Consider the following 23,751-nt stretch of genomic DNA (forward strand, 5'->3'; position numbering starts at 1 on the left):
GCATTTCATTGTCTTGTCCATTCTTGTGGTTCTTGTCATATTCTTGCTATTTCTTTAGGGGGATTTTGGGCGTTACAGTTGTGATACCAATTCTATGTAAGGTTGCCCTTCATTCACCCATAGGCTTAATCGCCGGATCAGCAAAAGGCGTAAGCGCAAAGCGCAGGCTCCGCCAACGCGCAACGTGCCGTCTGGCATACCCAAGTTGGGGTGCTTCAGTAAAATTAATATTTATTCAATTTGCTAAATATAAAGAGAGAAAAAATAAAAAAATTATTAGAAAATCTCAACTTCAGCGAATTTACTGAGAAACTAAATATTGTTCAAACGGGGTCAGCTTATATAAAGACCCTGATTATAACCCTGAAATATTTAAAAGGGGTCAAACTATAAATTTAAAGACCCCAATGTCGGTAAAAATGATAATATACCAAGCGCCAGACTCACTGTCAGTCATGGCGCTTTTAACTTTTCAATTACGGCACTCTTACCAAATACGGTGAAGGAATGGCTTGAGCGCTCCCTTTACTAACCAGTGCTTGGTAAACAAAGGCAGCAACTTCTGCTCTAGTTGCCTGACGATTAGGATTTAACTGCCCGACTGCGGGGTAATTTACCACGAGTTGCCGTGCAGTGGCTGCTGCTACTGAATTGGTAGCATAGTTAGGAATTTGGGAAGCATCGCTGTATACGGAAAGGACATTCTGAGTATTCGCAGATAAACCCAAACCGTTTGCTAATGAGACGAGTACCTGCACTCGCGGAATTTGTTGCTCTGGTTTAAAGGTACGGTCAGGATATCCAGAAACAAAGCCGCCTTGGTAGGCAGATTGAATCACCTTGGAAGCCCAGAAGTTGCTGCTAACATCGTTGAAGTTAATGGCTTGGCGTTGCCCTGTTGGTGCAAAGGCTTTGGTTACAATAGCGGCAAATTGCGCACGGGTAACAGGTTCATTGGGTTTAAAAGTCCCATCGGGAAATCCAGCAATAATATTCTTAGAGGCTAGAGCTTCGATGTAGCTTTTCGCCCAATAATTTGCAGGCAGATCCTTGAAGGCGACTGGACCGCCTGCTGGTGGCTCAACAGTAGCGGCAACAAATTCGACTTGACCAAGTATGCGCTTCGGGTCAATATCATTGCCAATAGCGACAATTGTATTATTACCCTTGCTGTTGTTCACGTCATGGCGAGTGTTACTGCGGATCATGTTACCGCCGGGATTTTCAGTGGTGCCAAGATCAGGTGAAGCATTAGTAATCACGACTATGCCATCGCGCTTGTTCTTTTGAATCACATTCTTACGCAGTACAGGCTTAGCGGATTCGGAGATAAATAGACCATCTTGGTTTTCGATGATCTGGTTTCCTTCTACTAAGGGTGTAGAAGTACCACCTATTGCTAGACCAAAACCAGTATCCTGAAACAAATTATTCCGAATCTGTCCTTGGGCTGATTTAGCAACTGAAATCCCGTTGCCTTTGTTTTGAACAAAGACACTATTTTCAATTTTAGGATTACCTTTACCGGTGACAAAAATACCTTCTCGTATACTGTTGGTAAACGTACTATTTGTAATTGTGGGATTAGTTGATTCCACCCATATACCAGTGCCACGGTTTTCTGGGTTGGTGACTGTTACCCCTGTGATAAGGCTATCGTTATCGGCACGAATAGTCATATTTTGCCGGGCAAAGGTGGGACTAATGTAAATGCCGCTACCTGTAATCAATACCGCCTGACCTTTGGTCGATTCATCACCCCGCAGCGTCACACCTTGTTTGATAAAAAGTGGGAAGGTTTCTCCACTTTCTTGATTATAAGTACCAGGAGCCAATTGAATGACTGTACCTGGTTGAGCCTGATTAAGAGCGTAGGTAATGGTTTTGTATGGCGTTGCTTCCGCGTTACCAGCACCAGCACTGTCTGTACCAGTTTGTGGATTGACGTAAATAATGCTTGCAGTTGCGGGAGCTTGCGGCGTAACAGTTTGGGCAATCTCTTTGGTGTGGATAGCACCAGCATTAACCTGTGAACCTGGTAGCATAAACCCACCAGAAACCACTAACAAAGCGGTTAGTCCTGCTGGCATCATAAGGCGTTTACCAGTTTGAATACGAAAATTTTTCTTTTGTGGAGTATCAAATCCCTGATGTGTCATCTTATCAATGATGTGCTGAAATAGTGTTAGTTGAATAAGGTGTCAATAACAGCAGGCGTTGCTGTAAAACTCATGCAAACTATAGCCGAAGACCAGCAGCTTGGCAGCTGAGTTCCCTATGTAAAGAATATAATTTGTTACACTCATTCACATTTAGTTTGCATATCAACAAGGGTTTGAGGGTGTAGCGTGTAGGCGAATTGCAGGATAGGGATATTTGATGCTTCCCTAACTTAATATCCCGTACCCTCAACCCTTTCTTCTAAACTCAACACCCCTCATCCGTACACAACTGAAAAACAAACCCAGTTTCTTTAAGAAGAAACTGGGTTTGTGGAAGTTATATAAAGCTGCAACTTATTGCAGTGGAATGTCGTCTAAAGAAAAGATAACTTTCACCGAAGTTAACGTAATGCGCTATCGATTATTGTCACTACGTCGCGCGTTATTTTTAGTCATTACTATCTGTCTTCTACTCGAAGAGTGTTCCTGTCAAAGCGGCTGAGCGAGTGGTACTTAAGTACCGCATCTTTCGCGAATCACTTTCTGTAGAAGAGTTATCTACTTTTGCTGAAACTGGCAAACTCTCAAGGTCGTTGCAAATCAATTTAGCTTGATTCACGGCAAGATCCTAAACTGATTCGCAAGTATTTGTCGCAACCAGTGAAAGTAGACCCTGTGATTTTAGACAGGGTACTCAATAGCCCAATTGGTAACGCTATTCTAGACCAACTTAGCCAAGTGATTCACACACCTTCCCAGAAAGCAAACCGACAAGCTTTACGCTCCGCGTTGGTACTTTCTGCTAACGTTGATAAGCAAATGACACTGGTAGAAATTATGCAAAATTACCCTACTTCAGCAGTTGAAGTTGACGGGGAACGGTTGGAAAGCGCTTATCGTCAACTGGCTCGCTTACAAGGAAACTTACGAGATTTGCTTGGTTTTTAGTTATTAGCGTTACTTAAGTTATTTGTCTTTTGTCCGTGACTAATAACTAGTATGCTAATGTTTCTAATGTTTCCCGCAAATACCGCTGTACCTGTTCCTCAAGGCGAAGCTTTTGAAATGGAGCATCGCGTTCTAATAGCCAGCGCTGGAAACCGGAACTAGCTGCGATCGCGCACTTTAAGCTATTCCAATTTTCAGTATTACCAGTAAATGGGGTATCGCTAGAAGCTTTAATTCCAGCCATAGTTCCTTGTTCCTCAGTTTCAAAGGTCAATATATGAAGCAAACTTTAAAGAAGCCGCTCCTCTTTTAGCGTAAAATGCTACTCATTTTTCCAGGGTAAACTTCTATGGCTGCAAATTCTGTCTCATTAGTCACTAAAACTTGCGCCTACTCACGGAAATTTCACATATACTTCACAATATATAGATAAATTGTAGCAAAAAAGCTTAAATCAGCTAAAAGCTAGGCTAAACCTAGCTCCTATGGAATCAACTAAATAACACTTATGAGTAATGGTTAAGCTTGCTCTTGATACCACCACAGTTAAGGTCTTGATATTGCTGCCATATGAGCAGCACGCATTTTTAATTTTTATTACCTAAACAAAAAATTTTTTACTGTTTTATTACTTAAACAAAAAATTTTTTACTGTTTGTTTATTAATCAGATTTTTTTAAACCAACGAACGCAATAGCAAATATTTGCACAAGGTAGCGCCAACAGGAAAGGGTACAGGGTATTAGGAGGGGGACAGAGTGCAGGGAAGTAAAACTTATCTATCACCTGTCACCTGTCACCTATCACCTGTCACCTATCACCTTTCATTAACTCCCTGTCTAGTAGATGAAAGAGTACGGCGCTTGGTCACCATCTGGAAGCCTTCGATGATGTCACCTTCAGCCCATTCATTGTATTTGTCAATGCCGATACCGCATTCGTAACCTGAGTTAACTTCGCGGACGTCTTCTTTCATTCGCTTGAGCGAGTCAAGGACGCCTTCATAGATCACCTTACTGTTACGACGCACTCGCACTTTGCAGTTGCGGGTGAGTTTGCCAGACTGCACGTAACAACCGGCAACGGAACCACGACCAACTGGGAAGACTGCACGCACTTCGGCTTGACCCAAGTGTTCTTCCGCCAACTCTGGCTCCAATAGACCTTCCAAGGCTCCTTGGATATCTTCTATAAGTTTGTAGATGATGTTGTATTCTCGCACATCTACACCAGCTTCATCGGCGGCTTGTCTTGCGCCACTAGCGTAAGTGGTGTTAAAGCCAACAATGACGGCTCCACTAGCTGCAGCTAAGTCGATATCGGTTTGGGTAATTTCACCAGCAGTTGCCATCAACAAGCGGATTTGTACCTCGTTTTGGGGTATTTGCCGTAGCGATCCCACAATGGCTTCTACGGAACCTTGTACGTCTCCTTTCAAGATCAGGTTGAGTTCTTTCAACTCGCCTTCTTGAGCTTGAGCCGAGATACTTGTCAAGGTAATGCGTCCCTGCATGAGGCGGGATTGACGCTGTTTATCGGCGCGATCGGAAGCAATTGACCGTGCTTGTTTTTCGTTGCTGAAGACCTCGAATTCATCGCCTGCTGCTGGTACATCACTTAAGCCCAACACCTCAACAGCGAATGAGGGAGTAGCCGCATCGACTCTTTTACCTCTATCATCCACCATTGCCCGGACTTTACCGAACGCTGAGCCAGCTACCAACAAATCACCAACGTGTAGGCTACCGTTCTGAATCAGCAGGGTCGCAACTGGTCCCTTTGCCTTATCTAGGTGAGCTTCAATCACGGTTCCTTTCGCGAGTCGGTCTGGGTTAGCAGAAAGTTCTTCTATTTCTGCTACCAACAGAATCATCTCTAGGAGTGTATCCAGGTTTTCACCTTTAATGGCACTCACGGGAACCATAATGGTGTCGCCGCCCCATTCTTCTGGCACCAGAGCATATTCCGTTAATTCTTGCTTCACACGGTCAGGCTGTGCTTCTGGTTTGTCAACTTTATTGATGGCAACCACGATAGGAACTTCAGCCGCTTTGGCGTGACTAATCGCTTCAACGGTCTGAGGACGGACGCCATCATCGGCAGCGACAACCAAAATAGCAATGTCGGTCACTCGCGCTCCACGCGCCCGCATAGCTGTAAAGGCTTCGTGACCAGGGGTATCCAAGAATACCACTTGTTGAACCTTGCCATCGTGTTCCACATCTACGTGGTAAGCTCCGATGTGCCGGGTAATACCACCTGCTTCGCCAGATGCCACCTTTGTTTTGCGAATCGAGTCAAGCAGCGTCGTTTTTCCGTGGTCTACGTGACCCATAATTGTCACAACTGGCGGACGGCGATGGAGGTATTCCAGGTCTGCCACGTCTATCATTTCGGTGACTTTGCGGGCTTCTGCTTCTCGTTCGACGGTTTCGACTGGTATTTCCAGCTCGTTGGCGACCAGCGTAATTGTCGGAATATCCAGGTTTTGGGTGATACTCACCGCCATGCCTTTCATGAACAGGATTTTCACAATCTCTGTGTCAGCCATCGCCAAGGCTTCAGCCAGTTCTTGCACTGTCATCGGACCTGTGACTTCCAGTATTTCTGGACGATCGGGCTTTTGTTCCGTTTCGCGGCGACGGTTTTGGTTTTGCTCGCGAGAGGAAGGTGGCTTTTTACCTTTAGCAACTGGCGCGACAGTTGTGGCTGCTACAGGTTGTGTTGGCTTGGCAGCTTTAGGTTTGGGCGGACGGGCGATCGAGAGGCTGACTTGGATCGTGGCTGGTATGTCCAGTCCCTCTTCTTCTAGTAAATCTTCGTCCTCAAACTCATCAACTATCGGCTTGAGACGTTTGCCTTTAGCGGCTACCTTAGCCTTAGCTGACTCTTTAATTTCATCTATTTCTTCTTCTTGCCACTTCTTACCGCCTTTATTAATTTGACGTGGCGGTGTTGGGCGCTTGAGTTCAAGGACTTCATCAGTCGTAGTCGTCGTTACTGCATCATCGTCTTCCTCCTCTTGCCCGACCTGCGGTTTGGTCGATGAGATGACGCGCATCGGTTTTGGAGGAGTCGCAATCAGCGATGCACCCGCACCTACTGGCTGTTCACCAGAACGTACTACTGGTCTTGCGGGTCGTTGCGATTCTCCTACTATTGCAGGTGCAGAAGGTCTATTCCCCCTTGGCTCGGGTCTACCCGGCGATGGACTAGAACGCACAGGTTTTTCTGGTTTTGCCGATGGAGCAGTCTGTGCTTCCCCTGTTGTCGGTTTGTTGACCTTTTGCGGCTTAACTTGGTCGCGATCGCGTTTGAGAACGGGTTTTTCGCTGACCGTCGGTTGGGGATCATCTGCTGGAGGGTTCGTGTCGTCCACACCTGCAGGTCTTGTCGGCGGGGCAGACAGTTGCGGTTTTGGGGGTCTTTCCGCTTTTGGTTTTGGTACTGCTACTTTTTCTGGTTTTTCCGCTGCGACTTTTTCAACCGGCTGATTTGTATTGCGTGCTTTGTCTTTATCCGCGTCTGTCACAGCACTTTGTTGAGGTGTGGTCTCAGACTGATTCCGGGGTACAGGTCGAATTGGTGCCGTCGGCTTCATTGGTGAGACTGGGGTAGCGAAGGGATTAGGGGGTGAAGGAGGATTAACTTCAGAAGCAGCTTGTATATTGGTAGCAACCGACGCCTCTGGGGCGTTAGAGATGGGGTTTTTCAAAACTTTAGGTTTGCGAATCTCCAAAATTTGTTGTTTATTAGGTGCAGCTGGTCGGTTACGTCCACCATCTTGTGATGAATTTGGTCTATGGCTGTTTGCGCCATTATCCCTTTGCAGCGTCACGCTTGTCGCCGCAACTTTTTCTGCTTGAGTCCGAATGCGTTCTGCCTCGGATTCTGTAATCGTGCTGCTATGACTTTTGACCGCAATATTGAGCTGGTCGCAAATTGCTAATAGCTCTTTGTTATCCAAATTCAATTCCTTTGATAATTCGTAAATTCTAACTTTGCCGTTGTTCATCCACTCTTCCCCTTTAATTTACAGTTTTAGCGGATGGTTGCCTGGTTGGCGACATCTCCATCCTTCGATTACTGTGTTAGGTTGCCGTTTCTGATGAATGCCGGTGTGCCTCCATTCAGGAAAGAGAGATGTTTCGGGTTATTGCTTGCATCCCCACCAGAAAAGATGGTTGACGCCGTGCGCTTGAGCGCTACCAGGTTGCCATTCTGTACTTTGTTGTTTTGCTGATTCTGAGTCTTCCACGACACAATCGAGTAAAACTTGTTAGGAGTCTTGCTTCGCCCCTTTGGATGACCAAGAGCAATGCTAACGACACCCTTTTACTATTTTGGCACTACATGAGCGATAAAAGAGGGTGTGTTCATAGCACGATTTATTCGGCTCTCAACACAATTCCTCTGGAAATTACCGCTACAACGTAGTTTTATTTTAAATTAAGTTTGTTTTTGGTTATTGCTTAGAGATAGGCGCTGCCACAATATGTGGTACAGTGCTTCTGGCACTGATGCACGTAGCGATCGCCCTAGTCTATTTTTTTTTTGAGCTGCCACTAGACAACTCTGTTGTGGACAAATATAGGCAGAACGCCCCATGCCCTCATCTAATTGTACCTGTCCTGAAGGAAACACGCGGACAATTCGCCAGAACTCTTGTTTTAATCCTACTTGTCGGCAGCTCATACAACGCCGATAATTTGGTTTCATAACTGAGTGATCTTGATAAGCGAGGCTTAAGTGCTACTTTTGAGTCGCTTGAAATGACTCTACGCAAGCAACGCTCCTCCTCAAAGCTCCTCCTTGCTCAAAAGAGAGGATTGGGGAAGTCCTGCTCGTTTTACTCTTGGTCGTCATTATTATCCTCAAAAATTTCCTCCTCCAACAATTCTTCTTGATTTTCATCATCGAATTCCTCTTCGTCTAAGTCATCTACTTCTGGTGTATATTTTGCTCTTGCTGCTGCAAACTTAGTATCTTCTCCTGCGTAATCATACTTAGCTTTATCTTTGATATCAATCTTCCAACCTGTCAGGCGAGCTGCTAAACGGACATTTTGTCCTTCTTTACCGATCGCCAGACTCAATTGGTCTTCTGCTACCAGTACGTGAGTTTGTCTGGTTTCGGGATCCATTAGCCGAACCTCATCTACCCGTGCGGGGCTGAGGGCATTGGCAATGTAGGTCGCAGGATCTGGAGACCAGCGGATCACATCTATTTTTTCGCCGCGCAATTCGTTGACTACCACTTGAATCCGTGATCCCCGTGCTCCAATACAAGCACCTACTGGGTCTACATCGCGATCAAGAGTGTCTACAGCAATTTTAGTCCGAGGTCCAACATGACGGGAAGGGGGATTTGCCTCTCGCGCAACAGCCACAATCCGCACAACTTCATCCTCGATTTCTGGCACTTCGTTCGCAAACAAATAAACCACTAAACCTGCATCGGCTCGTGATACCAGCAACTGCGGTCCCCGTTGCTGACCTTGAGAAACTTTTTTGAGATAAACCTTAAAAGTAGCATTTGCCCGATAATTATCATTAGGCAATTGTTCGCGCTTGGGCAATTCGGCTTCCACTTCCGGCTGACCAAAGCTACTGCTGACCGCCATAATTACCGATTGTCTTTCAAATCGCAAAACTCTTGCTTGTAAAACTGTTCCTTCTAAGTCCTGGAACTCTTCTTGCACCATTTGGCGCTGTTGATCCCGCAGTTTTTGTGCCAACACCTGCTTGGTTTGCATCGCCGCCATCCGACCAAATTCCCCTTGATCCGGGGTGACATCCAATACAACTTCCTGTCCTAATTGCGCTTCGTCTCCTCCCATGTCCTGAACTTGTTGCAGAGCAATTTCATGGTCAGAGTTGGTGACTTCTTCAACTATCGTTTTGGTAGCAACAACGCGAAAGCCTTCATCATCAACATCTAGTTGGACATCAAAATTCTCAAAGTAATCTTCATCGAACTGTTTTCGCTCCAAGTTTTGGGCACGGCGATAACGTTCGTAACCTTTAAGTAGTGCTTCTCTTATAGCTGATTGAACTGCAATACGAGGTAAATTACGCTCGCGACTTATATTTTCAATTAAATCTTTTAATCCGGGTAGAGTAACCATTGACATAAGCAATCTCCTTATAGCGCTATGCAAAATATGATCAGCTTTTAGCTGTTAGCACTCATGAGTCATGGATCATTAGGAACCATAAACGACAAATGACATACACACCCCTAACGTGGTTTCCGGTAGGGTTGGACAAATGACGAAGAACAAAAAGCTAATAGTTAGTAGCTGATAGCTCTTTTATCGCCGCTCATCGAGCTGCACCCTGGTAATCAAGGAGCGAGGAATTTCGACGACACGACCTTTTTGGTTTAAATAAACTGCTGTCTCATCCCGGCGAATCAACTGACCATTCCACTCTTGCTGTCCTTCGTAGGGTGGCGAAGTCTGGACAATCACAGAAAATCCCTTGAAGGAAATAAACTCTCGGTCGGTTGTCAGTTGTCGCGAAATACCAGGACTGGACACTTCCAACACATAAGCATCTGGAATAATTTCCGTCGCATCTAAGGTAGCTTCTAAAGCACGGCTCATTCTCTCGCAGTCATCCAACCCAGTGTCCTGTAGAGGATTGCGAATGTCTACGCGTAAAATTGGCGGACGTTGGTTCGTATGAAAAACCACGCCAACTACTTCTAATCCCAGTTCTTCTGCCACTGGGGTCGCCAATTCAATAATTTGTGGTACGAGAGGGTGAGTCATGCGGCTATTCCAACAAAAAAAGTGGGCTATTACCCACTTCCTGCGATAGAGATATCTTCCAAGAAGTCTACAGACGAACTTGTATAAGTTCGCCTTTGATCTAAGTTTAGCGCATTTTTTTTGGAGCGAGAAGCAAAAAGCGATTTTTAATCAATAGGTTGTAACTCTTTATTCTACACCTTAAAATCACGGGATAGCTGGTTAAAATCACGGGATAGCTGGTAGTCCCGCATTTTTAAATCGGTCCCCAAAGCTGACACGAGCAATTTTAATTGCCGTATTATAATAATTTCAGCAGTGATAAGATACATAGATAGCAATATGTAGGAAGATAGCAATATTTAGAAAGCAAATGCTTAAACTGGAATGTTTTTTCCAGAATCCACGGTTGAAAGTACTGGGATAATTTCTGGATAAAGAATCAGGAAAGTTTTCATGTAGGGATTTGTCCCAAGGACGGAGCTGTTCTTTTTGGAGACATGAAAGCGTCGATTTAAACCGCGAGAGTAAGTAAAAGCGAGTCTGAACGCCCGTGTCCTGATGAGCCAGTCCTGAAGGAGGGTTTCCCTCGGTAGGGAACTGGCGTTGCCCGGTAGAGCGGTTCTCCTTTAAGCTGGAAAAGGTTAGCCAGATAGCTATTTTGTGCAAAAAAAATCGAGCAAAAAGCTAATCCCAACTTAAGCGCCAGAATCCCCCAAAGAAAATTTGGGGGTGTGGCTCAATTTTTCATCCCCAAAATAGTCCTGAGTTTATTCCCGCAGCAGGAGACGCTTACTATTCAAGGGAAAGCAACAATCAGCTTCCTTCTCTACGCACCAGTGCGGCAGAGTTTTTGTCTTGTGCAGGCGCAACTGACGGCTGTCTTCGTAGCTGCTTGGTTTGTTCCAGAACTTTCCACAGATCCTCTTGTGAGAGGCGTTGGACGTAGTTGAGCTTCACTTCCTCTAAAAAGTCAATAAGTAAATTCTGAATTTCTGAGAGGACGTGTTTTTTCTGCATTTCTGTTCCCAAGGCTTCGCTAAAGCGTTGCAAGAGTTGACTCGAAAGTTTAGCGCCAACTGGATCCTCTGTTGCGCTGACGATCGCACCATAAAGGTTAGCCGTGATTTGGGTTGCCAGTTGCTCACTCAGCTGACTTTGCATCACCTCCACCCCTGGTAAGGAGTGCAGGTTGCGATACATCGGGGCTTGTGTGATGGCGCTTTCGATATTATGGCGCAAAATGGCAGCTATTTCGGGTTGGATTTTTGGCAGCACTTGGTAAACAATTGTTTTTACCAAAATAGATCCAATTGCTTCTACTTCATTAATATTATTGATATCTATGTAAGAACGCAGGTTTTCGTTTTGTGACAGCCAATGTTTTAGCTCGCCCCGTTGAATAGACCCCTGAACCTGGTTAATAACCCGCACTACGACAATTTCTGTGATTTCTTCGGCAAAATTCGCGACAATTCCTTGATGAATTTGCTGGCGTAGTGGATGGAGATTTAATAAACGTGCGTGGTCGAGGCGAATTAATACAGGTATAACTCGTAAAATTCGCCAAAATGGTAGCAGCAAAAATAGGTCGTACCAACGCCACAAAATCGCATTTGACCAGCTAAAACCAGGGTGCTGACGTTTGATATAAAAGCTACGTACCAGTAACTCTACAGCAAATAAAATCACAAATGGTAAGTCAATTCTCCAAAATTTATCAATGAGTTCACCATTTTCTCCAATACTTCGGTAGTAGTTGGTGATAATTAAAGGACGAATTGTTTGGTTGAAAAAATTAATTTCTTGGTTCCAGCCACGTTTTGATAAATATGCCTGGCTCCAGAAAGTGGAAAAGGCTTGCTTGGAAGATTTAACCCCTATGCGATCGCGCATCCGATTTTTGATTTTTTCCAAGGTACCACTTTTATCAACCCCCGCAAACGGGTTACTGTCAATCATCTCATCACTAAGATGGCTGAGTTCCTCTAGTTTTTGTGCCACCTGAGGCGATTGCAACCCTGTTTGACTCACCTGTTCTGTAAGTGCGTCTACTGTTACCAGATAGTTTTCCGTTTCTCGATGAGGTTCAATCCCTTTAATTGGATCGTATATTCGAGTAATTTGCGGCAAATTTCGTATGTAAAAATCTCGCCAAGGAACATAACTTAAATCAAATAAAACTAAGCCTAAATTAACAGAGGCAATTATTGCCATCAATCGCTCAAACCATAAGTTACGCCGTGTTAAAGGTTTTACGTTAGCCATTGGCTTTTAAATAAGTAAAGTACAGATTTTGAATACAATATCTCTAAATTACGTGGTTTTAGGTCTTGCCAACCTATACCTGCTGATTTTAAAAACTAAATTTATAGATAGGTGACAAAACCTTAGCCAACACCAACAGCAAAACCAACCACAACGCCTACTTCTACACCACAGGTGTTACCTACAAGGATACCTACTCCCACAACAAAAGCGTCGCCAACTGCGACGCCGACTTCTACACCAGAAGCGTTGCCTACAGTGACTCCTACCTCCACACCTGGAGTATCACCGACAGCAACGCCTGCACCAACGCCAACAAGATAATGAGTTACCTTAACTCAACTGGCTTGGGCTAGGTTCTTCTAAAGGTCTACCTTTGGGAGTAGGTAAAATTGGACGGCGGTCATCGTAAGGCATAGGAATGTACTGTACGCTGGGGCGTCCGCCTTGTGGTTGTGGGTATAAATCCATGAGGTCGTAAATCACACGGGGCAGTCCTGCTGTTATGGGCAGCCCCATTTCCGTTGCTTCTTCAACGGTGATTGGGTAATCGTGAGTTACGCGCCCAGTTGTTAGGGCATCGATAATATTTTCGATGTTCTCTGGCTGGACTTTTTGTGTGGGTACTGTATCTTTCAGCAGAGTCCTTACAAAACGCTGTACTTGGTCGATCGCTTTGCGTGATAAATCTGCCATAATCAAAGTCTGGTCGTCAACTTCACCAATGGGCTTCTGTTCAACAACTTTAATGATGCTGGCTGCTGGGAAGTTACCCAGTTGTGGGTCAACTGGTCCAAGAACGGCGTTAGCATCCATGACAATTTCATCGGACGCTAGGGCAAGCATTGTGCCGCCACTCATCGCGTAGTGGGGTACAAAAACGGTCACTTTGGCAGGATGGCGAATTAATGCTCTAGCTATTTGTTCTGTTGCTAAGACTAAACCACCGGGAGTATGCAAAATTAAATCAATTGGAACATCTGGCGGAGTGAGGCGAATTGCCCGCAGAATCTGTTCTGAGTCTTCAATGGTGATGTAACGCGATACGGGAATTCCCAGAAAGCTGATAGACTCTTGGCGGTGAATGAGCAAAATCACCCGGCTTTTACGTTGCTGCTGAAATTCCTGTAGAGAGCGCACGCGCCGGTACTCTATCTGACGTTTCTGCCACAGGGGTTGCAGGGAAGAAAGAAGGAGGAAAACCCAAAATAAATCACCTATACCGAAGCCCATATGCTATTCAAAATTAAAATTAATATGCCTAACTTCGGTAAACGTCCTATCTGCTTGCTTTAGTAAAAGCATGTCAGCTAAGGATAGATTGCCAAAATTAGGATGACCGTCCTTATTGTTTCAATTCTTGGGAAATATTGAGTCTATCTAGAGAGTTAGAAGAATTGAACCCCAGAGGCATTAACAGTGAACAGCTACCTACGCAGTTATCAGTTAAATACGAGTGGTCGCGCGTCCCCCACCAAGAGCACCTTTATGCGTTGGTGGCGGTGAGCGCATCCCCCACCATACGCCTGATAACCTGATAACTGATAACTGATAACTGATAACTGATTTAAGCGCCGTGTCGTCCGCCTGTAACGCCACCATCTATAGGGAGAATTGCGCCCCTAACCCAACTTGCGCGTAGCACTTGCACTTGTTGGAGTATTGCCTGTGCAATGTCAGTAGGCTGTCCATTGCGCCCCAACGGATGAACACTGCTGAAGCGACTGAGTTCCTCCTTTGACACCAGCGCCTCAAACCCAGGTGTCTCAACAATCGATCACGGCGAACTGCATAAGTCAGTTTTAGCTGCATTTAATCATTATCAGCAGAAAGATATGAAACCATTCTCTAGCTCCCTTCTCGCATGAAGGGGGCTTATTTTTGGGCAAGAACCATAGGGCGATCGCGCGATCGCATAGTGACCAATGCCCACAGAAAAAGGTAAGGGCTTTCACTCTCCCGCTAAGTTTCTGGTAAAAGGGAAATGTGCCAGCGAATACAATATTAATAGTTTTTGAGGTTTGTAAAAGTGATAATGGATGCAAGCTTATCGGGAAAAGAAACTCCCGTATAACTCCTAACGAATTGATTTAACATAAACTCCTTTCGCTTGGTATATGAAACAAGCACTCGTCGGCATCTAATCTGTAGATATAAGAACAAACACTTTCTTAGACCGGGCGTTTGCTTCCGGGTTCTTGAGCGATCGCCTTTTAATTTCTCAAGTGAGGTATTTTTATGGAACGTAGTATTACTCTTCCAATCTTTGTCGAGTCGAGTTTGTCCTTCTTTGGCTTTCTGTTACTCGTCTTTTTGTTTTTATAAAACTCCTTTGGTGCTTGCCATCACAACTCGCCTTAACTTGCCGCTCCTACCTGAGAAAGGCGTTACGAAAAGCACTAGCTGTTACTCTGTTGGATAGATACAACAGCCATGCTTGTGTCAGCCCTAATAATACTCCTCATGCCCTTGGAAGTTTCTTCTCGTCAAAAAAAGTAGTCAGTTTTTTAGGCTTGTGTACTTTTTAAAGAGCGATTAGAAACTTCCTAGGTTTCTTTGATGAAGGCATTATGGATTTCTTCAAAAACCTATCACTGAGATTAAAATTTTTTTTCGGGTCGCTGTTCTACTTGACCTACGCTCACTCGGCATACCTCTACTCGCTTAAGAAGGCAGAAGTACGCTCGTCTGAAGGCAGCTATGTTTCCCCACGCTTGAAAGCGGGGGATTTAATAAAGTTCGCACTTTTTTATTTGTCTCCATAAATAAATTCAGGGGCTTTAGACCATCTGGCAGAGCACATAGAACCTGCTTTTGTATTAAAACTTACAATCTTTCCTTCTGCCCTCTGCCCTCTGCCCTCTGCCTTTCTTCGGTAAGCGCGATCGCCTTGAACGCGAGTTTGCTGTTCCACAAACAAAAGAAGGTTTTGACAAACCTGGAAAATTACTTCAGGCTGAGCCGACAGCTAGAGGCGCTCACTTCTACTTCGAGCAAACGGAGCTTGAAATTTGTTTTTTGGCTCCCGATTTAGTCCGAGTTGACTGGTTAGGTGGCATCCCTGCTATTAGGTATGCCATCAGCCGTCAGGATTGGCAGGAAGTAGAGACGACTTTGGAAGAGACAGGGGATGCCTGGGCTGTATCGAGCAACAAACTAGCAGTCACCAGAGTAGATGGTAGTCTGAAATTCTGCAACTCGGCTCAAGCAACGCTACGGGAACAAATGCCGCCACAGCGACAAGGATGACGCCCTAGAACTAATCTGGGAACAGCTAGGGGATGGCGACCTGTTCACCCATGTCATAGCGTTCTCGCCGGGGTTTATGGCACCAGCTTCACAGGTTGGCACACCGCGCCTGTTCATTTCGCACGGCACGCGAGACTCTGTCTTACCAATCGACGTTTGCAGCCGTAAGATAGTGCCGCAGGTGCGGCGTGCTGGCTACAATGTATCGGGAGTTCGACGGTCCCCACACAATTCCCGCAGCGATCGTGGACTCCGCACTGGACTGGTTCACCGCGTAGCGGGTCTATACCATATAATTCTCAATTTATCAACCCTCAATGAACACAAAAGGCACTGTAGTATTCGACATCATCGGTACCTGCTTCAGTTTGGACAAGCCCCGCCAGAGATTGGTAGAGCTGGGTGCTCCCCCTCATGCTCTCCAACTCTGGTTTGCCCAAACCTTACGAGATGCCTTCGCCCTCTCCCATGCAGGTGGCTACCGACCGCTCAAGGAAGTACTAGAGGCAGAACTGCCCCGGACGCTCAAGGTGCTCTTAATTGAGGCAGATGCTGAACAGCGAAGGACGCTATCGCGTCCCGCTTCGCTAACGCATGTGGTAAACGCCTTCTCCGAACTGGAGCCACAGCCAGAGGCTTTAGAAGCTTTTCGCCTTCTAACGACAGCAGGTTGGAAGCTAGTCGCCCTCACCAATGGCAGTGAGGACTCCACCCATAAGCTGCTAGATCGTGCCAATGCCCTTGAGTACTTTGCCAACATCTTCTCATGTGATGCGATCCAGAAGACGAAGCCGCATCCGGATGTCTACGCCTTGGCGAAGCAGGATGCATCTGCCGATGTTTGGATGGTTGCTGCTCATGCCTGGGATATTGCAGGTGCCGCCTGTGCTGGTTTGCGAACTGCCTTCATTAATCAGGAGGAGAAGGACTATCTCAGTGTTTACCCGCAACCAGAGGTAATCGCTTGTGATTTGGTCGAAGCAGCCAACCAGATCGTGGAGCTTGACTTAATCGCAAAATAGAAGGCGAAAACCAAGCTAGGTAAACTTCAATGGCGTAATCGGAAAAAGATTCTCGGCAATAAGAAATTAAATGTAAAGGCATCAAACAACGCACACAAATACTACAACAAGTTAGCGCTTCTGGATGCTCGTATTGCTAATATTCGGCAAGATACGACACAAAAGATGACCACTGATCTGAGTCGTAGAGCTTACACGATTCGGATCGAAGATCTGAATGTTTCGGGAATGATTGCAAATCACAAGCTGGAAGACTGCTGTTAGTAATAACTGCTTCTACGAAATTCGTCGTCAGTTAGTTTACAAGCAGTCACACTACGGTACAAAGGTAGAACTTGTAGATCGTTGGTATCCAAGCTCTAAGACTTGCTCTAAGTGTGGTCACATTCAATCAATGAAACTCAGTGAGCGTGTGTTTCGATGCCAAAATCCGCAATGTGGACATATTCAAGACCGCGACGAAAATGCCGCAATAAATCTTGAAAATGCCCCCATAGATAAAATACGCTTGGCTTAAGCGGAATTTACGCCTGTGGACAAGTAGGAGTCGACTCCCTTGCATGAAGCAGGAAGAAATCTCTAAACAAGGTTTAACCAAGTTTAGGTAAGTATTTTGGAGCAGTGTTCACCAGATAACAATATTAGCTGCATCAAAGTTGCGATAAATTGTTTTTTGTCAATTTGTGTTTTATTTATCGGATTAACGTTTTGCTTTAGTTTTTTAAGTTGCAAAATAGAAGAACAATTTAAATATTGATGAGAAAAAATTGTATGAGTACTCAAGATAAAGCACGGGAATTAATGGTTCAGCAGCGCCAGCATGACGAACACTTGCACGAGTCAATGCTCAATCGTGCTGAAGCAGCACATCCCGCAGGGACAGACGCTATGACTCAAGAAGAAGCACGGGAGTTAATGGCGCAGCAACGTCATCATGAAAAACACCTGCATGAGTCAATGCTGAACCGTGCGGAGGCTGAGGTAGGATTGCCTACTGATAACAGTGATTCTTCTCAAGAGTGTCGTCTTTATTGATCGCGCGTAAAACCTCATCCCCTTTCAACTGGTGCTTATTTATCAGAGGGGATAGGTACGCGGGGTATGCTGCACCGTAATCCAATGGTCGGTGGTGAACTCCTCAATCGCCCAATTGCCACCAAAACGTCCTATCCCACTATTTTTCTCGCCACCAAAGGGAGCATTCGGGAGGTCGTTTACCGTCTGATCGTTGATATGCGTCATCCCCGCTTGCATTAAGCGTGCGAAGCGCAGCCCGCGTCCCTCATCGCGGGTAAACACTGCACTCGATAAGCCGTACTCAGTGTCGTTCGCAACCTGCAAGGCTTCTGCTTCATCGCGGACTTTAATGATGGAGACGATAGGTCCGAACATCTCCTCACGCGCCACTGACATCTGATTGTTGACATCGACAAAGACGTGCGGCGGTAGCATTAGTCCATCAGGGTCGCCACCGAGTAGTTGACGGGCACCCTCCTGACGTGCTTGTTGAATGTGCTTGAGGTGTGAATTCAACTGAGCTTCATTAATGATAGGACCAATATCCGTATCCGGGTCGTTTGGGTCGCCCATCTTCAGATTGCGGACGCGATCAACAAAGCGATCGACAAACTCGTCATAGACACGCTCATCGACGATCAGCCGATTTATACTCATGCAGATTTGACCTGAGTTCAAGAACTTACCAAACACAGCAGCATTTACCGCCAGTTCCAGATCAGCGTCGTCTAAAACCACCTGCGGACTGTTACCGCCGAGTTCAAGCGAAGCGCGTTTCATGATCGGGCTAGTCATTGCCAGTTCCCCAATATGCCGACCGGCTTTTGTCGATCCGGTAAAGGTAATCACACGCGGGATGGGGTGGCTCACGAACGCATCCCCAATCTCGCGGGCTGGACCTGCCACAACGCTAAGCACACCGGGGGGAAGTCCCGCTTCCTCAAATATCTTGGCAAAGATCAGACCACCCGTGACGGGAGTATTCGAGGGTGGTTTCAGCACGACCGCGTTGCCTAGTGCAAGGGCAGGGGCAACCGAGCGATTAGCAAGGTTGAGGGCAAAGTCCCACGGGCTGACTACAGCTACTACACCCACTGGACGGCGGTAGACTCGGCTTTCTTTACCCGGAATATCAGAGGGGAGAATGCGCCCCTCGGCACCATAGGGAGCCGAAACAGCTTGTTCCATCACATCACGCGCCACCTTCCATTCCAGCATGGCTTTCTTGCGCGGGCTACCCGCCTCCCGGATCGACCACGAAATAATCTCCTCACGACGGGCATCCATAATGTCAGTTGCACGACGCATGATAAGCGATCGCTCACTCGGCAATGCCTCCGCCCACGCCACTTGAGCACGTTGAGCTTCTTGATAGGCATCTTCGAGATCGCGTTTGTCCGCCGCCGGAATTTCCATAATCACGTCTTGGCGGTACGGGTTGATGGGTCGCAATTTGTGTTCAGAGCGACCTGTGACCCAATGCCCGCCGATGAATAGGTGATCAAATCCGGTGTAGGGAGCGGGTGCATTAGAAGTTGAGTCGGTCGTTCGGTTTGGGGTCGTTGTGGTCATAAAAAAGTCTCCTTATCGGTTTCAGGTTGGATACTGCCTCTCGACGCAGAGACTCAATCAGACGTATCTCACAAAAACCGAATGCGTTATGGTATGTATGTTGTAGCTGCGATCGCGGTTCTGTTTCATCTTCCCTATGGTTAGGACAGAAGCTCAATATTGTGTGTTCGAGGATACCTTCCTGGAGTTCTGTCTATGACTACTTTGCAGAACGTTTTAGTGCGATCTGCTGTAAGCAGCAGCGCACTTGTGCAAAGCACACGCTCCGCGTTCGCGGAGCGTCTCCAAAGGAGATACGCTATCGCCAATCTGGTAGGATGCGTTAGCTCTTGCAATAGATGTATATCGAGAATTGCGATCGCGAAGCGTCTGTGTGAAAATCGCTTGGCGCGGATAGCATCAATTTCCTCTAATTCTTGTTGTAAGACAGCCTGGTAGAGAAACACTGTCAAGTTCTACCGTTTTCATTCATTACAGCCAAAATTTTCACGGGAAGTTATCTTAGGAAGAACACTTGTTCTCTTTGCGAAACGCTCAGTATGTCAGCTCAGGTCTATAACTGGCAGCGATTTTGGTGCCCTCGCTCTGGACACATCAATTTAGCCGATGGGGGTTATCTGTATGATCCAGAAGCTAAATGGAGCAATGCTTACAATCCTGACTTAGTATCCTTTAGTGCTATCTCTCAAATACCGTGCTTAGTGCTTCTTGGTGAACCAGGTATCGGTAAGAGTCAAGCAATAGAGGCGGAGCAGGATAAAGTTGCTGACGAGCTTAAAAATACGAGAGATGAGATACTTTCACTTAATCTGCGATCAATTTCTCATACATACGAACTAGATAGTAAGTTATTTAAAAGTAAAAAATTTACTGATTGGCTAAATGGTAACTATCGGCTACACGTCTTTTTGGATAGTCTTGATGAATGTCTCTTACAGATAAAAAAACTGGCAACTCTTTTAGTTGATGAGCTTAGCGATTATCACGAGCAAATTGGTCGTTTAACCTTTCGTCTTGCTTGTAGAACAGCAGTCTTTCCATCCGTTCTTGAGCAAGGTCTAAAGAAACTTTTTGGAGAAAGCTCAGTGGGAATATATGAGCTAGCTCCACTTCGTCAGAAAGATGTTATAGAAGCAGCAAAAGCTGAAGGAATTGCTCCAAATCCTTTCTTGGAAGAAGTATATAAAAAAAGCATTGTCCCCTTAGCGATTAAGCCCATCACGCTGAAGTTTCTGCTAAATACTTATCGCCGTCATAATGGTCAGTTTCCTGAAAATCAAAGGCTGCATGAACTTTACCTTGAGGGTTGCCGCTGTTTATGCGAAGAAACTAATGAGAGCCGCCTTGCCTCAAATACTAAAGGCGAGCTTAATGTAGATCAACGCTTAATTGTTGCTGCTCGCATTGCGGCTGTTACAGTTTTTTCAAATCGATTTGCCGTTTGGACTGGAGTAGATCGAGGTGATGTTCCAGATGAAGATGTGCTACTTCGGAGGATCTGCACTGGGCATGAAGTTGCTAGCAGTAAGGAATTTGAGATCACTGAGTCAGCCATCAAAGAGGTTTTAGATACTGGCTTGTTTTCATCTCGTGGGGAACAGCGTATGGGATGGGCTCATCAAACCTATGCTGAGTTTTTAGCAGCATGGTACGTGGTGCAACATAAAACTCCTGTATGCTCAATCCTGAATTTTTCTCGTTCACCTGAAGACCCTAACAATAAATTGGTTCCTCACCTTCATGAAACGGCTGCATGGTTAGCTAGTATGAGACCTGATGTGCTTGAGGAAATCATTAAAACTGATCCTGATATATTACTTCGCAGCGATATACCCACAGATGTAAGTTTACGACAAACTATAGTTTCTAATTTGTTGACACAGTATGAGCAAGAAAGCTTTTTTGATAAAGAGATGATTAATTATCACTCATATTGGAAACTTAAGCATCCTAATTTAGCTGAACAACTGCGTCCATATATTGTGGACTCTAGTAGACAAATTGATGCGAGGGATACAGCGATCAATATTGCTGAAGTCTGTGAATTGAGTGAACTTCAAGATGAGTTGGTTAACTTAGCACTTGACTCATCTGAATCAATCGATCTCCGAGTTAGTGCTGCCAGTGCAATTGCCTCAATTGGAGATGAACAGGCAAGAGTAAAACTAAAATCACTAGCTACTAGAGAAATACTGGAAGATGAGTATGATCAGCTAAAAGGATATAGCCTAAGAGCAGTTTTTCCAAATTCTCTGACGATTCAGGAATTATTAAATTCCTTAAGCCGTCCTAAAAAAAGAAACTTTACTGGCTCATATCAAATATTTCTTGATTACGAGATCCCACGAACCTTGCAACCAGATGACTTAGTTATATCTCTTAAATGGGTTGAGCAACAAGGTTTAAGAGACTTTAGTCATCCTTTTGAAGAATTGGCAGATGCTATTCTTTATAAAGCTTGGGAAAACTTGGATTTCCCTGGAGTAGCAGAGCATTTTGCCAGAGTAGCCATAGTGCAGTGGAAAGAGTATCAGCGGATTATAACTGATGATAGTAGTGAACTTCAAAAGAAATTTGAAGTCGATTTATTGAAGCATACTCAAAGGCGATATAAGTTACTTGAGCAAGCAATTGCTATTGTTGCAGATTTGGGTGAAGAGCCGGATTTTCTCTTGAGTTCCGTAACAGAGACAATGATTTTGAAAGGAGATATTTTCTGGATGTTAGGGAGGCTCCAAAATAGCATCTCTCTGGGAACACAGAGAATTTGGTCACAAGTTATACGGTGGAGCTTTGATCGTAATGATGCTCAGGAAATTGATGCTATCGTTACTGCCATTCAAACCAATGACTTTCTGCGTGAAGAACTTAAACCTTATTTTGAACCAATTGAGATCAACTCAGAGAAGGCTGCTCAATTGGAAGCTGAATATCGCAAATATTATGAGCTAAAAAACCGCATAAATATTCCTCCTCCACTAGACCCGCCACCAAAAAAAAGAGTTCTTCAACTTCTAGAACTCCTAGAATCTGGAGATTTATCTGCTTGGTGGCAACTGAATATGCAAATGACTCTTAAACCTGACAGCCGACACTATGAGGACGAATTTGAACCCAATATAACTAAACTTCCAGGATGGCAGGAAGCTGATAAGCCTACTTGCGACAGAATTGTCAACGGTGCTAAAGAATATATTAGAAGGCAAGATCAAATTGAAACTGAGTGGATTGGAAAAAACAAATTTAATCGTCCAGCTTTAGCAGGCTGTAGAGCTTTCCTGTTACTCTTGCTGGAAGATCCAGAGTTCCTTGAAACTGTTTTGCCTGAAACATGGAGAAAATGGGCATCTGTTATCATTGCTTTTCCCTGTAGAAACCAGCACGAGGATAACTATCTGGATTTGGTTAGGTTAACCTATTCAAAAGCTTGCAACGAAGTAGTTGAAACTTTGCTGCTTCTTATTGATAAAGACAATGAGCAGCATGATTACATATTCATAACCAGTAGATTTAAGAAGTGCTGGGATAAATATTTGAAATCTGTTCTTTTGGAGAAGGCTAAAGATGAGTCGCTGAAGCCTAAGTGTATGGGACAGTTATTAGAGGAGCTTCTAGAGCATAAATTGGATGAAGCTAGAGAATACCTTCAGACATTAGTATTTCTTCCATTGCCTTTGGACGAAGATGAACGTGAGAGAGTTATTATTGCCTCAAAAGTCTTATTCGATTATGCAACTCCTTCCAGTTGGTCAGCTGTTTGGTCAGTTATTCAACAAGATCCAGATTTTGGACGAGAGTTAATTGAAGCAGTTGCTAATCGTTCCTATCCAAGTGGCACTCGCTCAAAATTAAACGAGAAGCAATTAGCTGACTTGTATATTTGGCTTGTTCGCCAATATCCTCACAATGAAGATCCCGACGATAGCAATGACGTTATGGCTCACTTTGTAGGGACAAGAGAGAGTGTTGCCAATCTCAGAGACCGCACTTTGGAACAACTCAAGAATTTTGGAACGCCTCATGGCTGCAATGAGATTCAACGAATTGCTCAAGAGTTTCCTGAGCTAACTTGGCTTAAGAAAACGTTAATAGATGCTCAGAACATCATGCGGCGTAAAACTTGGCAGCCACCAAGCCCTGACAAGATTGTTCAAATTATCAGTTTGGTTCGAGCACAGACTATGAAGAAAATTTTATTTTTAGCATCAAATCCAGAGAATGAAGCAAAATTGCGTCTAGACAAAGAAGTGCGTGAGATTGATGAGGCGTTGCGCCGCGCCAATAAGCGTGATCAGTTCAGATTGGAACAGAAATCGGCTATTCGTACTGATGACTTGCGTCGAGCTTTGCTAGACATAGAACCGCAAATTGTCCATTTCAGCGGTCATGGCGCAGGAGATGACGGGATAGTTGTAGAAGACAATAATGGCAAATCCAAGCTTGTCAGCACTGAGGCTTTATCCAGCTTATTTGAGCTGTGCGCTGATCATGTTGAATGTGTTTTACTTAATGCCTGCTATTCCGAGATTCAGGCAGATGCGATTGCTCAATACATCAATTATGTCATCGGCATGAGCCAAGCAATTGGAGATGCAGCCGCAATCAAATTTGCAATGGGCTTCTATGATGCTTTAGGCGCTGGCAAGTCCGTTGAAACTGCATATAAGTTTGGTTGTAATGCCATTCAACTAGAAAATATTCCAGAGCATCTAACCCCTCAAATTAAGAGGAAATCTCATAGTTAAGAGGCTGTCTCTAA

General features: G+C 45.0%; 22 protein-coding genes. 8 read left to right on the forward strand and 14 right to left on the reverse strand.

The genetic code is table 11. The annotated features are described in order from the left end of the window. Positions 1-72 precede the first annotated feature (72 nt). Together V5G28_RS13805 and V5G28_RS13810 are read right to left on the reverse strand one after the other, a co-directional pair. Complete coding sequence (locus tag V5G28_RS13805; RefSeq protein WP_332988652.1) at positions 73-198, reverse strand: hypothetical protein; 126 nt, start codon at positions 196-198, stop codon at positions 73-75. A gap of 278 nt (positions 199-476) precedes the next feature. Then, positions 477-2,159, reverse strand: coding sequence for a DUF1565 domain-containing protein (locus V5G28_RS13810; RefSeq protein WP_332988654.1), 1,683 nt, complete (start codon positions 2,157-2,159; stop codon positions 477-479). A gap of 509 nt (positions 2,160-2,668) precedes the next feature. Here V5G28_RS13810 and V5G28_RS13815 point away from each other — a divergent pair. Together V5G28_RS13815 and V5G28_RS13820 are read left to right on the forward strand one after the other, a co-directional pair. Continuing rightward, positions 2,669-2,776 (forward strand): alpha/beta hydrolase, encoded by a 108-nt coding sequence (locus V5G28_RS13815; RefSeq protein ID WP_332988656.1) that lies wholly within the window; start codon positions 2,669-2,671, stop codon positions 2,774-2,776. A gap of 46 nt (positions 2,777-2,822) precedes the next feature. Further along, complete coding sequence (locus tag V5G28_RS13820; protein ID WP_332988658.1) at positions 2,823-3,110, forward strand: alpha/beta hydrolase; 288 nt, start codon at positions 2,823-2,825, stop codon at positions 3,108-3,110. A 46-nt stretch (positions 3,111-3,156) separates the two neighbouring features. Here V5G28_RS13820 and V5G28_RS13825 read toward each other — a convergent pair whose 3' ends face one another. The 10 genes from V5G28_RS13825 to V5G28_RS13870 form a co-directional block, all read right to left on the reverse strand. Beyond that, positions 3,157-3,354: a hypothetical protein gene (locus V5G28_RS13825; RefSeq protein WP_332988660.1), complete on the reverse strand. Its 198-nt coding sequence runs from the start codon at positions 3,352-3,354 to the stop codon at positions 3,157-3,159. A 573-nt stretch (positions 3,355-3,927) separates the two neighbouring features. Next, positions 3,928-7,125: a translation initiation factor IF-2 gene (infB, locus tag V5G28_RS13830; protein ID WP_336230568.1), complete on the reverse strand. Its 3,198-nt coding sequence runs from the start codon at positions 7,123-7,125 to the stop codon at positions 3,928-3,930. Positions 7,126-7,559: 434 nt separating this feature from the next. After that, positions 7,560-7,829 (reverse strand): YlxR family protein, encoded by a 270-nt coding sequence (locus tag V5G28_RS13835; RefSeq protein ID WP_073632737.1) that lies wholly within the window; start codon positions 7,827-7,829, stop codon positions 7,560-7,562. A gap of 130 nt (positions 7,830-7,959) precedes the next feature. Then, positions 7,960-9,237 carry a transcription termination factor NusA gene (nusA, locus tag V5G28_RS13840; RefSeq protein ID WP_096571478.1) on the reverse strand — a complete coding sequence of 426 codons (1,278 nt, stop codon included), beginning with the start codon at positions 9,235-9,237 and terminating at the stop codon, positions 7,960-7,962. A gap of 186 nt (positions 9,238-9,423) precedes the next feature. Then, positions 9,424-9,885, reverse strand: a complete 462-nt coding sequence (gene rimP, locus V5G28_RS13845; protein ID WP_332988667.1) for a ribosome maturation factor RimP — start codon at positions 9,883-9,885, stop codon at positions 9,424-9,426. Positions 9,886-10,680: 795 nt separating this feature from the next. Then, entirely contained in the window at positions 10,681-12,132 is a 1,452-nt protein-coding gene (locus V5G28_RS13850) for a hypothetical protein (protein WP_332988669.1), read from the reverse strand. Positions 12,133-12,254: 122 nt separating this feature from the next. Further along, complete coding sequence (locus tag V5G28_RS13855; RefSeq protein ID WP_332988671.1) at positions 12,255-12,407, reverse strand: hypothetical protein; 153 nt, start codon at positions 12,405-12,407, stop codon at positions 12,255-12,257. A gap of 58 nt (positions 12,408-12,465) precedes the next feature. Continuing rightward, a complete protein-coding gene (locus tag V5G28_RS13860) occupies positions 12,466-13,365 on the reverse strand; it encodes an SDH family Clp fold serine proteinase (RefSeq protein ID WP_096568967.1) in 900 nt (299 codons plus the stop codon). Between the two features lie 334 nt (positions 13,366-13,699). Then, positions 13,700-13,876: a hypothetical protein gene (locus tag V5G28_RS13865; RefSeq protein WP_332988673.1), complete on the reverse strand. Its 177-nt coding sequence runs from the start codon at positions 13,874-13,876 to the stop codon at positions 13,700-13,702. 1,005 nt (positions 13,877-14,881) lie between these two features. Beyond that, a complete protein-coding gene (locus V5G28_RS13870) occupies positions 14,882-15,046 on the reverse strand; it encodes a hypothetical protein (RefSeq protein WP_332988675.1) in 165 nt (54 codons plus the stop codon). Positions 15,047-15,150: 104 nt separating this feature from the next. Here V5G28_RS13870 and V5G28_RS13875 point away from each other — a divergent pair, with 104 nt between their 5' ends. From V5G28_RS13875 to V5G28_RS13890, 5 genes are all read left to right on the forward strand, one after another. Continuing rightward, on the forward strand, positions 15,151-15,381 hold the full coding sequence (locus V5G28_RS13875; RefSeq protein WP_332988677.1) for a hypothetical protein: 231 nt from the start codon (positions 15,151-15,153) through the stop codon (positions 15,379-15,381). A 317-nt stretch (positions 15,382-15,698) separates the two neighbouring features. Then, positions 15,699-16,403 carry an HAD-IA family hydrolase gene (locus V5G28_RS13880; protein ID WP_332988679.1) on the forward strand — a complete coding sequence of 235 codons (705 nt, stop codon included), beginning with the start codon at positions 15,699-15,701 and terminating at the stop codon, positions 16,401-16,403. A 132-nt stretch (positions 16,404-16,535) separates the two neighbouring features. Beyond that, positions 16,536-16,667 carry a hypothetical protein gene (locus V5G28_RS36725; RefSeq protein ID WP_442994264.1) on the forward strand — a complete coding sequence of 44 codons (132 nt, stop codon included), beginning with the start codon at positions 16,536-16,538 and terminating at the stop codon, positions 16,665-16,667. After that, the gene (locus V5G28_RS13885; RefSeq protein ID WP_332988681.1) at positions 16,636-16,920 is read left to right on the forward strand and encodes a zinc ribbon domain-containing protein; all 285 of its coding nucleotides are present in this window, start codon (positions 16,636-16,638) and stop codon (positions 16,918-16,920) included. Before V5G28_RS36725 ends, V5G28_RS13885 begins: the two co-directional genes overlap by 32 nt. Before the next feature lie 254 nt (positions 16,921-17,174). Then, entirely contained in the window at positions 17,175-17,438 is a 264-nt protein-coding gene (locus V5G28_RS13890) for a hypothetical protein (RefSeq protein ID WP_096564074.1), read from the forward strand. Between the two features lie 42 nt (positions 17,439-17,480). Here the strand turns inward: V5G28_RS13890 and V5G28_RS13895 are convergent, their stop codons facing one another. After that, a complete protein-coding gene (locus V5G28_RS13895) occupies positions 17,481-18,992 on the reverse strand; it encodes an aldehyde dehydrogenase family protein (RefSeq protein WP_332988685.1) in 1,512 nt (503 codons plus the stop codon). A gap of 140 nt (positions 18,993-19,132) precedes the next feature. After that, the gene (locus tag V5G28_RS13900; protein ID WP_332988688.1) at positions 19,133-19,444 is read right to left on the reverse strand and encodes a hypothetical protein; all 312 of its coding nucleotides are present in this window, start codon (positions 19,442-19,444) and stop codon (positions 19,133-19,135) included. Positions 19,445-19,531: 87 nt separating this feature from the next. On the opposite strand from V5G28_RS13900, the gene V5G28_RS13905 reads away from it, so the two are divergent. Continuing rightward, positions 19,532-23,737, forward strand: a complete 4,206-nt coding sequence (locus tag V5G28_RS13905) for a CHAT domain-containing protein (protein ID WP_332988690.1) — start codon at positions 19,532-19,534, stop codon at positions 23,735-23,737. Positions 23,738-23,751: the final 14 nt, after the last annotated feature.

Origin of the sequence: Scytonema sp. PRP1, assembly GCF_036697665.2 — a bacterium.
GTDB lineage: Bacteria > Cyanobacteriota > Cyanobacteriia > Cyanobacteriales > Nostocaceae > Kalymmatonema > Kalymmatonema gypsitolerans.